Here is a 10,671-nt window from a genome sequence, read left to right as displayed (position 1 = left end):
AGCAATCATTTGAGGTTTTGACAATTCTGAATTTTTTTAAAATTAAATCAGATAGAATATCTGCGGAATGTGGGTTACATGGTAGTTGGTGGTTTGCCAGAACCGCAGGAAAATCACGCTTTTGCGATCGCCCAAATGGCACTGGATATGCAAGCTACTGTCGCTAGCTTCAATGTCCAAAACAATCACAACTTTAGTCTTCGCATAGGGATAAATATTGGTGGGGCGGTGGCGGGAGTCATTGGTTTAACAAAATTTAGTTACGATTTGTGGGGGGATACAGTAAATGTTGCTCAGCGGATGGAATCAAGCGGTATTCCGGGGGAAATTCAGGTGACTGCGGCGGTTTACGAGCGTTTAAAAGATAAATTTTTGTTTAAAATGCGCGGTAATGTTGAGATTAAAGGTAAAGGAGAAATGATGGCTTATTTGTTGGTGGGGCGAAATTAGTCATTAGTCAGTTGTGAGTTGTCAGTTGACAGTTGACAGTTGACAGTTGACAGTTGACAATGCCCAATTCCCAATTCCCCATTCCCAATTCCCCATTCCCAATTACCACTCATCGTTTCGTTTGTTGCTGTAAGTTTCCCAATCGTCTTGTTGCGGCGGCTGATACAAGGGTTCTGGTTCTAATTCTGATTCCAATTCGGCTGACATTTCTAATTCTGGTTCCGATTCCTGCTGATAAATGTTCAGAGGTTCGACAACGCGGGCGATCGCATCTTTGACAAATGCTTTGACAAACTCGTCTTTCCGATTTAACTGAAACTGCCTTTGCACAACTTCGGTGATGCCACCATCGCCCCAATCTTGGTCATGGCGGAAATATTCAATAAAACTTTTACCAGCAATTCTGGTTAAATAAGCCGCACTGACTGCTTGAATTGCTTTGCCAAGTACAAACCCGGCTACGCTTAACTGCAGCGCCCTTGACACTACTTGAATTACCCCTTCAACTATGCCCAAACTTGCTAGGGTTTTTGCTAAAGACAATGCCAATTCTTTAGCGCGATCGATATTTAATTCGCAGCCGTAAATCTTGGCAATTTCTACGACCATTTGAGCGTTAACTGCTGCTGTCGCTAACAAATCCACAACTGGCAAAGGCGTGACAGCAATTACTCCGGCTCCGATCCACTGAAATCGCTCTACTGCTTTATCAGCTTGCCTCCTTCTTTGAGCATCAATTAACTTGCGCGCTTGGTCTCCCAAGTGCTGAGATTGCAGCAAAATATTGTCCGCAATTAAGTCTTCGCCTTCGGCTCGCAAAATCGCAGCGACGCGCCGAATTAATGGCATAATATCCGGGTCTGGCTGAAAAATTGTGCCGTCTTCTAGTACAACTTTTTGCGGATTGGCGCTAATTGCTACTACATCCATTGCTGATACAAAACCTTTGACTCGCTGCCGCAGTCGATCGAGAATTTCATCTCTGTCGGTGTCGGGATAAAGGTCAACTTTATTAAAAACCACGATCGACCTTTTGCCAATTTCCGCCAAAGTCCGCAGCGGTTCGTACTCGGATTTTCGCAAATCCCCGTCCAAAACAAATAAGATCAAATCTGCCCTCGCCGCCAACTGCCTCGCCAATTCCTCTCTGTAAGTCCCCGCAACTCCCGCTTCCAAGATGCCTGGGGTATCGGTAATTGCTAATTCTCGATCGATTCCTTTCAATTTCAGAGTGTAAGTTTCGCCAACTTCGGTAGTTCCCATCGGCGCGCCCACCTGTCCCGCCATCCGCCCCACCAGCGCATTCACAGCGGAAGTTTTGCCCGCAGAACCGGTGCCGAAAACAACTACTCGAACGCTGCCCCTCGCCATGCTAGCTTCAATTTCGCGGGCTCTCAACAGCAAAGCTTGCCGCGCTACTTCATCTTGAATGCGATCGACTTGTTGCCGAATTGCTTTAAGATTTTCCGAAGCTGCTTCACTTTTCACAACAGGAATCTTCGGAGTAATTGGCCGTTTTCCCTTAACTTTCTGAGGGCGTTGCAGCAACCTAAAATAGTAAACCAGCGCAAAAATTAGCGTGGCCAAAAGTACAATTATCAGGAAAATCAGCACATTCGCCAGCAGCGGAGAAGCAGACCACGCAACTTGACTGTAAAGCCCTGTTAAGGAACTCACCAGCCCAATAATCAGCCCCAGGGCGAGGCAGAAAGCAGCAATTAAGGTTAACAGGCGCGGCAAAGGCATGAGGAAAGTGGCAAATAAAAGGGTTATACTTTGATTTTTACATTACGCCGATAGTCATCAGTCATTGCAAATCTCAAATCTCAAATCTCAAATCTCAAATGGCGAAGCGGCCGTTAGCGAAGCCCTCCAAGAGGATTGTACTGCGCGAACCCGCAAACCCTGATTCTGTCGCACTGCCGGCGCGGTTTGCGGGGTTTTAGTGGTAGCGGGACGGACAAGTGCGATCGCCCTCTTGCTGAAATTGTAGCTTGCACGATAACTCAGCTACAGCTTATCACCCGCCGCAACTGCAGGCTGGTTTATTTGCATTTACCTACTTATTTGTTCGGTCATTTATTCGATCGCGAGTCGAGCCATACTTTTTTATTAAGAATAAAATATCGCATGAAGTATCCAGAAACCCTATTTCTTAAGGTAAGTTCCTCCTGGAACCTCCAAAAGCGGAAACGAAAAACCGGGTTTCTTAGGCAAGGTAAGAGCATCCTAATTTACAAAAATTATCAAATTAAATATCAATGCGGTACTCTCAAATCAGCCGCGAGTTAAGTTAGACTGAATTGTCAGTGCGTGAATTATTCACAGGTTAGCATCTATGCAGCTCAAACCTCTAAATCAGCCTTCACAAGAACTCTCTACCTCTTGCGAGCATCACATCAAAGAGAGCCAGCCACTCAAGCCCAATTATTTCGCTCACATAGCCCATTCCTTGGGCAACCTCAGTATTCGCGACAAAATCAGCATTGGGTACGCACTGGCTCTTTGTGTTGCGATTGGAGGAACGACTATCGGGATGTTGGTGGGCACTCATTACTATCGCAGAACTAACAATCAAGTACACATCGATCGAGAAACTCAGCTTTTAAATAAGTTACAGGTGGCTTTACTGCGAACTAAAAATAGCCAAGAATGGCTTGTTTACGGGCTAGAACAGCCCAAAATTTTTGACAACAAATACGAACAGCTACAAAACAATATTTACAACTTGAAGGTGTTATTATCTGAAGTCAAGAACTCTAAATACATGGAAGACATAGAAGGCATAGAAAAATTCAAAAAAACTTGCGATTCGCTATTGTCTAATTATCTTGCTCGAATAGAAACAGTTAATAAAAAAATTATTGTATTGCCAAATAACCCCGCTAAACAACTTGTAAAACGTAAGTTGCTCTCGAATTTAGATCGAGATAAAATAGGGTTGGAACTAGATAGGGCGGTCAATGATATAGCAGAAATTATCGATCGCGCCCAAGAGCAAGAAGATGCAGGGCGGGAGGATCTGCTGCGAGCCCAGACGCTGCGGGTGCAAATAATTTTGGGTAGCATGGCACTGTCGATCATCGTTGCAGCAGTGCTGGCGGGCTTCACCAGTCGGGCGATCGCCAAACCCCTCGCCGCTGTAACTAAAATCGCTCAGCGAGTGACTAAAGAATCTAATTTTCAGTTGCAAGTACCAGTTACCAGCACCGATGAAGTAGGAGTATTAGCAGCTTCGCTGAATCAACTCATTCAGAAAGTAAATCAGTTGCTAGAAGAATTGAAATCGGAACAACAAAGCCAGATACTTCAAAATGAGAAAATGGCAACTTTGGGGCGGATGTTAGCCGGTGTTGCTCACGAAGTTAACAACCCAATCAATTTTATCTATGCCAATATCGCTCCTGCCAGAAATTATGTTGAAGATATTTTAGACTTGCTCAAAACTTACGAAACAGAAATTCCCAACCCCCCGGCCGCCGTTATCACGAAAGGCGAAGAAATAGACATCGATTTTCTAAAAGAAGATTTGAGCAAAATATTTGACTCGATGCAACTAGGGGCGGAAAGAGCAAAAGCTATTATCTTAAGTTTGAAAGATTTTTCTCGCCTCGATGAGGCAGCCCCTCATCCCGTCGATTTGCACGCCTGCATAGACAGCAGTTTGCTGATTCTCAACAGCCGCATCAAACAGGGCATTGAAGTGGTGCGAAATTACGGGAATATTCCGACTGTGGAAGGCTATATGGGTTTGCTTTACCAGGTATTTGTGAACCTTATCAACAATGCACTAGATGCTGTGGAAGAGAAAGCAAAAAGTGATAAATCCAGCTCAGCCGAGGCGAAAAAACAATCGGCTTCGGAGTCAAGCAAACAGGAAGCACCGAGTTTTTCGCCGAGGATTGTGATTGCTACAGAATACTTGGACGACGACTCAGTGGTAGTGCGAATTTCTGATAACGGTACGGGAATAGCACCAGAGAGCCAAGAAAAAATGTTTGAAACATTCTTTACGACTAAACCGAGAGGTGTAGGTACTGGTTTGGGATTGGCAATCGGTCGCGAAATTATTGTTAAGAAACACGGGGGGACAATTAACTTTTGGTCTGAGGTGGGAACGGGGACGGAATTTTCGATCGCCCTGCCGATTAAGCATGAGGATTTAAGGCAAAATACGCTCTTACAACCTCCAGTTGCTCGCGAATATAATTCCCTTGGCAAGGGGAACGCGCCAACCAAGTCCGAAAAAAGAGGATCTGTAAAAACTTAAAAATTATTCGTTTTTATCCCTGTTTCAAAAAAGAATGCAACTGCAAGCAAGCTCCGCAATCTGATGTCATAATTCATTCCACATCTAAAATCTAAAATCTAAAATCTAAAATCGATTGACTGGCTGTCGCTCCCCCACTAAATGAGTGATAATACCCAAATCACAACTATTTTCAGTAATCTTGAAAAACAGGAGTTGCTATAATTTTAAGTTGAGCAATCACTGTACGGAGCGAAAATGATGGGACTATTTGACCAAATTTTGAGCGCGATCGACAATCCCAACCAACAAGCAAGTCCCAATCAGTTGGGCAACATTATCGGTGCGGTAGAGCAGTTGAGTGGCAACCAGGGCGTCGATGCGGGTACGACTCAGTTGGCAATGTCAGTTTTGGGCGGATACGTGCGATCGGCATTGCAAGACGTGCGATCGCAGTCAGGAGACGCACAAGCTCAACAAGTTGTCAACCAATTTAGCGGCACAAATCCCAATCCGCAAGCGGTACAGAGTTTGTTCGGCGCAGGCCAACTCACGCAGATAGTGAACGATATCGCCCACAGAACCGGTTTGAATAACGCCACAGTGCAGGCGATGATACCTGTTTTGGTGCCGCTCATACTGAATTTGCTACAAACCGGCGGCAACGCCCAAAATCCAGTCCAAGGCAGCAATCCTGTTTTGAATACATTTTTAGATTCAGATGGAGACGGTGATGTAGATATTACTGACGCCATGTCGATGGCAGGCCGCTTTTTGAATCAGCGCAGTTAATTTGGGAATTTTGTAACCGCAGATATCAGCGGATGGACACAGATGAACGCAGATAGGATTTTATCTGCGTTTATCTGCGTCTATCTGCCTTCATCTGCGGTTACAAAAACTCCTAGTTTAACCCAAACCTAAATCAGTCACAGCACCGACACTGCTAGAAGAAACCAACTTAGCATATTTAGCCAAAACGCCCTTAGTATAGCGAGGTTTAGGAGGCTGCCAAAGAGCACGCCGCTGCTCCAATTCTGCATCAGAAACATTGAGCTGCAACAAGCGATTGTTAGCATCAATTGTAATTGAATCGCCCTCTTTTACCAAAGCAATTGTCCCGCCAACTTGTGCTTCGGGTGCAACGTGACCGACAACCATGCCGTAAGTTCCGCCAGAGAAGCGACCGTCAGTAATTAATCCTACAGAATCGCCTAAACCAGCGCCAATAATTGCCGAAGTTGGTGCTAACATTTCGCGCATTCCCGGCCCGCCTTTGGGCCCTTCGTAGCGGATGATAATCACATCTCCGGCTTGAATTTTGCCCGCTAAAATTGCATCCAAACAATTTTCTTCAGATTCAAATACCCGCGCCGGACCGGTAATTTGCGGTTTTTTAACCCCAGTAATTTTAGCAACGGCTCCTTCTGTTGCCAGATTTCCCCTGAGAATTGCTAAATGTCCTTGGGCGTACATCGGGTTGTTCCAAGGGCGGATGACATCTTGGTCGGTGCGGGGTTCGGCTGGAATATCTGCTAACACTTCAGCAACAGTTTGACCGGTAATTGTCAGCGCGTCTCCGTGCAGCAAACCCTGTTCTAGCAGCATTTTCATTACTTGAGGAATGCCGCCGGCTTTGTGCAAATCGGTTGCTACATATTTGCCGCTGGGTTTGAGGTCGCACAGCACTGGCACTTTTGCTCGAATAGTTTCAAAATCGTCGAGGGAAAGTTCAACGCCGATCGCATTGGAAATGGCCAATAAATGCAGCACAGCATTGGTTGAACCGCCGACTGCCATGATTACCGCGATCGCATTTTCAAAAGCCTTGCGCGTCAAAATTTGGCTCGGTAACAACTGTTTGCGGACAGCTTCCACCAGAACTTTTGCAGATTCGGCAGCGCTGTCAGCTTTTTCGGCATCCTCAGCAGCCATTGTCGAAGAATAAGGCAAACTCATGCCCATCGCTTCAAAAGCGCTAGACATCGTATTTGCTGTGAACATTCCGCCACAGGAACCCGCACCCGGACAAGCTTGTTGTTCCACTGCATTGAGTTCTGTTTCGTCAATTTTGCCCGCGCTGAATTGACCGACTGCTTCAAAAGCGCTGACAACGGTTAAATCTTTTCCGTTGTGGTGTCCTGGTTTGATCGTACCGCCGTAAACAAAAATAGCAGGAATGTTCATGCGGGCGATCGCAATCATCGCCCCCGGCATATTTTTATCGCAACCGCCGACAGCCAGCACCCCGTCCATACTTTGGCCGTTGCAAACAGTTTCGATGGAATCAGCAATCACATCTCTCGACACCAGAGAATATTTCATCCCTTCAGTTCCCATCGAGATCCCGTCGCTGATAGTAATCGTACCGAACATCTGTGGCATCGCGCCGGCTTCCCTTGCACCTGCAATAGCCCGCAAAGCTAGGTCGTTCAATCCCATATTGCAGGGCGTAATCGTGCTGTACCCGTTGGCAATCCCCACAATCGGCTTAGTGAAATCGCCGTCACCAAAACCGACTGCCCGCAGCATTGCTCGGTTGGGCGCGCGCTGCACGCCTCCAGTCACAGCTTGGCTTCTCAAATTTTCAGGCATTTTAAAATTTCCTTTGTCTGTTGACAGTTGACAGTTGACAGTTGACAGTTGACAGTTGTCAGTTGTCAACTGCCAGCTCGCCCAAAAACGAATACAAGTTTCCGATAATCGTCGTGGTGAGCCCATAATTTTAGACCAAAGTTCCGGCTCCCAGATGAATCTGTGGAGCAAATCTAAAATCTAAAATCTAAAATCGACTGACTCAGTGCCGAGCGCCGAGAGTTTTACCCTATTGTTGATTTTCTCAGAAGCTTTGATATTTGTCAGACCTTTTAGGAGGCAGTGCCACAGCAGTGTCCGGAAAGCAATGGAAAAATTCTACAGATACTACAGCGTGCAGAGTGAATACCGTGTTTATCTGGGATGATGTGGTAACACCCATCACTCTAACGTTTAAAAAAAATTGCGAGGCGAATGACATGGAGGCCGATCGAATTCTGAGGCAATATGCGGCCGGAGAAAGAAATTTTCGAGAAATTAACCTCGCCGGGGCCGACTTAAAAGGGGTAAACCTCAGCGAGGCTAACTTTACCAGATCGAATTTCCAAGACGCAAACCTCAAAGGCGCTAACCTGACGGGAGCGAACTTGCGCGAGGTGAAATTGGCAGGGGTGGACTTGACGGAAGCCAACCTCAGCGAAGCAAATCTCATCGGTACCGATTTGAGCCGTGCCAATCTCAGCGGGGCTAACCTGATGGGAGCCAACCTGCGCGGCTCAATGGCCAGAGAAGTCAACATGACCAAAGCTAATTTGACCGAAGCTAATTTAACCGAAGCCAACTTTACCGAAGCGAATTTGTTTGCGGCCAACTTAACCGACGCTAGCATGATTCGCATTAATTTGATGAAGGCAAATTTGAGTTGGTCAACTCTCAAAGCGGTAAACCTGACAAATGCCATCCTCAGCGAGTCGCTTTTAGAAAGAGCTAATCTGACTCAGGCAATTCTCAGCGGGGCGATGCTGAGCGGGGCCAACCTGACTGGTGCAGACTTGCGCCAAGTAACGATGGTTGGAGCTAATCTCACCGACGCTAATCTGAGCAATGCTAATTTGAGAGTTGCTAATGTGAGTTGGTCAACGCTGGCAAGAGCTAATTTGAGCGGTGCTAATTTGTACCGGGCAAAGCTGTGCTGGTCTAATTTTAGCGGGGCTGTTTTGGTGGAAGCGGTTTTGATTGATGCTAACCTCAATCGAACTAACTTCCGCGATGCAGATTTGAGGCGGGCAATTATGCCGGACGGCACAACTAATGATTCTTAAAATTTGATTGTTGACTGTTGACTGTTAACTGTTGACTGTTGACTGTTGACTGTTGATTGTTGACTGTTAACTACTGACTAATGACTAATGACTATCAGTGAATTATTGATGTTGGGTGCGGCGGGAATTTTTGCCGGAATTCTAGCTGGATTTTTGGGTATCGGTGGCGGTACGGTGCTCGTGCCTTTGTTGGTGGCTCTCAATTACGCTCCGGTGCAAGCGGTTGCTACTAGCGGTTTGTCGATCGTCATTACAGCTATTTCTGGCAGCATCCAGAATTGGCGCATGGGCTACCTCAGCTTGAGCCAAGTCGCAGGCATTGGATTTCCTGCCGTCATCACAGCACAAATCGGTGCTTATTTGGCGGGGATATTTCCGCCTTACTTGCTGTTACTTACTTTTGGGCTGTTGCTGTGGCTGAATATTTATTTGATTGAAGTTCGCAAGCACCTGACAGCTAAGAAGAAAGCGGAACTAGAACAAGGGGAACTGGGAGGACAAGCGGGACAAGGAGAAAATGCTCAATTACCAATTACCAATCACGAATTACCCAATAATTCAAATATTTTATTCCATCCAACTTTTGCTAAAATTGCTACCGGCAGTGCGGCGGGTTTATTAGCGGGTTTGTTCGGCGTAGGCGGCGGCGTGATTATGGTTCCCCTGCAAATTTTGCTCTTAGGAGAAAGCATTAAAACTGCAATTCAAACCAGCTTGGGCGTCATCGTCATCACGGCAATTTCGGCGACGGCGGGACACGCGGCGCGCGGGAATGTGTTGTGGGTTGTGGGGTTAATTCTTGGCGGCGGCGGTTTGTTGGGCGCGCAGGTGAGCACGCGGTTTTTGCCGAGATTGCCCGATCGTATTGTTAGTTTAGCTTTTCGATCGCTCTTGGCCGTGTTATCGATTTATGTTTTCTGGCAAGCTTGGCAAAAATTTAGTAACGGGTAATTGGTAATTGGTAAGGTGCGCGGCCCGGCGCACCCTACGAAATAATGCGGGAAGGTGCCCGCGCTGCACCCTACGAAAAACGATAAGTAAGACTAATTTGCTGATAGTTTCTTCACGGCGCGAGTCAGACGCTGCAAATAAGGCTTGACAATTTCTTGATTTTGTCGCTGCAATTCGGAAACTTGCTGCTGCAAATGCTGAATCTCGGTTTGCAACATCCCTGTGTCTATTGTGGGTCGATCGAGCAAGTCCTGCAATTGTTGGAGAGAACCTTGGATTGTATCCAAGTCTACTTCGTTCGATCGCTCCTGTAACTGAGCCGTAATAGTTTTAACTTCAGTTAGCTGTTCGCCCATCAATAAAAATCGGACGTTGACATTTTCCCAATCATGCTCTCTCAGGGCACTATTTTCCAAAATGCGGAGTTTTTGCTGCAACTCGGACAGTTGCGTGTGGAAATCCTGAGAATCTGCAGGCAGCGCTTGGGCTTGGCGTTCGAGGGAGGCTACGGCAGCTTGTACCTCGGCGATGACGCCGGATTCCAAGCCCAGGAGTTTTTGCTGCAAATCGGAGACAGCGGTGTAGAGTTCCGCAGGTTCTCCAGGTAGTATCTGAACTTGCTGCGAGCGACGTTCTACTGCGGCCTGTACGTCCGTAATCGCAGAATTTGCCTTTTGTTGCATTTGTTGCTCGAAACGCTGGCGATTGGCGAGATTTATCGATAGTGCTGCGGTTAAGGGGGCGGCAGCGTAGACAATTTGGCCCGACAATCCTGCAGCAATCGTGCCAATAGCTGAACCAGCAACAGAGGCGTATTCTACCCATTCTAGCCAGTCCGGCTGGTTCGGGGCACTTCTGGAAGCTGGGAATGATGCTTTTTCAATCTTCTGCATAGCCTTTTCGTCGTAGTCGGATAGATGGCGATACCGACATGATAAAAGCGATCGGCAAATAAATCAGGCCTCTTTGTCAAAATTTCCTGATTGTGGTATTTTTATTGACCGAAAGCATCCAGGATACAAGTCCCCGGATTCATCCGTCCAGAAATAAAAAACCTGTATCCGATAAAGGAGCCCCCGAATTTATCCGTGGGGTCAATGCTTCAATTCTTTAATCTAAAATCTAAAATCTAAAATCTAAAATCGATTGACCTTCTGCCTTCAA

General features: G+C 46.5%; 9 protein-coding genes. 6 read left to right on the top strand and 3 right to left on the bottom strand.

The annotated features are described in order from the left end of the window. Positions 1 to 78 precede the first annotated feature (78 nt). Positions 79 to 450, top strand: a complete 372-nt coding sequence (locus QUA83_RS15695; protein ID WP_333294067.1) for an adenylate/guanylate cyclase domain-containing protein — start codon at positions 79 to 81, stop codon at positions 448 to 450. A gap of 102 nt (positions 451 to 552) precedes the next feature. Here QUA83_RS15695 and QUA83_RS15690 read toward each other — a convergent pair whose 3' ends face one another. After that, positions 553 to 2,196 (bottom strand): GTP-binding protein, encoded by a 1,644-nt coding sequence (locus QUA83_RS15690; protein ID WP_333294066.1) that lies wholly within the window; start codon positions 2,194 to 2,196, stop codon positions 553 to 555. Between the two features lie 135 nt (positions 2,197 to 2,331). Here QUA83_RS15690 and QUA83_RS15685 point away from each other — a divergent pair, with 135 nt between their 5' ends. The 3 genes from QUA83_RS15685 (at position 2,332) to QUA83_RS15675 (ending at position 5,491) form a co-directional block, all read left to right on the top strand. Then, on the top strand, positions 2,332 to 2,742 hold the full coding sequence (locus QUA83_RS15685; protein ID WP_333294065.1) for a hypothetical protein: 411 nt from the start codon (positions 2,332 to 2,334) through the stop codon (positions 2,740 to 2,742). Positions 2,743 to 2,788: 46 nt separating this feature from the next. Continuing rightward, complete coding sequence (locus QUA83_RS15680; protein WP_333294063.1) at positions 2,789 to 4,720, top strand: ATP-binding protein; 1,932 nt, start codon at positions 2,789 to 2,791, stop codon at positions 4,718 to 4,720. Positions 4,721 to 4,960: 240 nt separating this feature from the next. Beyond that, entirely contained in the window at positions 4,961 to 5,491 is a 531-nt protein-coding gene (locus QUA83_RS15675) for a hypothetical protein (RefSeq protein WP_333294073.1), read from the top strand. A gap of 117 nt (positions 5,492 to 5,608) precedes the next feature. Here the strand turns inward: QUA83_RS15675 and ilvD are convergent, their stop codons facing one another. Further along, positions 5,609 to 7,294 (bottom strand): dihydroxy-acid dehydratase, encoded by a 1,686-nt coding sequence (gene ilvD, locus QUA83_RS15670; protein ID WP_333294061.1) that lies wholly within the window; start codon positions 7,292 to 7,294, stop codon positions 5,609 to 5,611. A gap of 419 nt (positions 7,295 to 7,713) precedes the next feature. Here ilvD and QUA83_RS15665 point away from each other — a divergent pair, with 419 nt between their 5' ends. Together QUA83_RS15665 and QUA83_RS15660 are read left to right on the top strand one after the other, a co-directional pair. Continuing rightward, positions 7,714 to 8,556, top strand: coding sequence for a pentapeptide repeat-containing protein (locus QUA83_RS15665; RefSeq protein WP_333294072.1), 843 nt, complete (start codon positions 7,714 to 7,716; stop codon positions 8,554 to 8,556). 87 nt (positions 8,557 to 8,643) lie between these two features. Continuing rightward, a complete protein-coding gene (locus QUA83_RS15660) occupies positions 8,644 to 9,507 on the top strand; it encodes a sulfite exporter TauE/SafE family protein (protein WP_333294059.1) in 864 nt (287 codons plus the stop codon). A gap of 92 nt (positions 9,508 to 9,599) precedes the next feature. On the opposite strand, the gene QUA83_RS15655 is transcribed toward QUA83_RS15660, so the two are convergent. After that, positions 9,600 to 10,400: a hypothetical protein gene (locus tag QUA83_RS15655; protein WP_333294057.1), complete on the bottom strand. Its 801-nt coding sequence runs from the start codon at positions 10,398 to 10,400 to the stop codon at positions 9,600 to 9,602. Positions 10,401 to 10,671 lie beyond the last annotated feature (271 nt).

It is taken from the genome of Microcoleus sp. K1-B1 (genome assembly GCF_036704705.1).
In the GTDB taxonomy this organism is placed as follows: domain Bacteria; phylum Cyanobacteriota; class Cyanobacteriia; order Cyanobacteriales; family Microcoleaceae; genus Microcoleus.
This window is presented reverse-complemented; position numbering and strand designations above follow the sequence as displayed.

What these genes read in the sequence shown, in the direction of transcription:
- QUA83_RS15680 (WP_333294063.1), top strand. Translation starts at nt 2,789, where the DNA reads ATGCAGCTCAAACCTCTAAATCAGCCTTCACAAGAACTCTCTACCTCT.
- QUA83_RS15675 (WP_333294073.1), top strand. Translation starts at nt 4,961, where the DNA reads ATGGGACTATTTGACCAAATTTTGAGCGCGATCGACAATCCCAACCAA.
- QUA83_RS15665 (WP_333294072.1), top strand. Translation starts at nt 7,714, where the DNA reads ATGGAGGCCGATCGAATTCTGAGGCAATATGCGGCCGGAGAAAGAAAT.
- QUA83_RS15655 (WP_333294057.1), bottom strand. Translation starts at nt 10,400, where the DNA reads ATGCAGAAGATTGAAAAAGCATCATTCCCAGCTTCCAGAAGTGCCCCG.
- QUA83_RS15690 (WP_333294066.1), bottom strand. Translation starts at nt 2,196, where the DNA reads ATGCCTTTGCCGCGCCTGTTAACCTTAATTGCTGCTTTCTGCCTCGCC.
- ilvD (WP_333294061.1), bottom strand. Translation starts at nt 7,294, where the DNA reads ATGCCTGAAAATTTGAGAAGCCAAGCTGTGACTGGAGGCGTGCAGCGC.
- QUA83_RS15660 (WP_333294059.1), top strand. Translation starts at nt 8,644, where the DNA reads ATGACTATCAGTGAATTATTGATGTTGGGTGCGGCGGGAATTTTTGCC.
- QUA83_RS15695 (WP_333294067.1), top strand. Translation starts at nt 79, where the DNA reads ATGGTAGTTGGTGGTTTGCCAGAACCGCAGGAAAATCACGCTTTTGCG.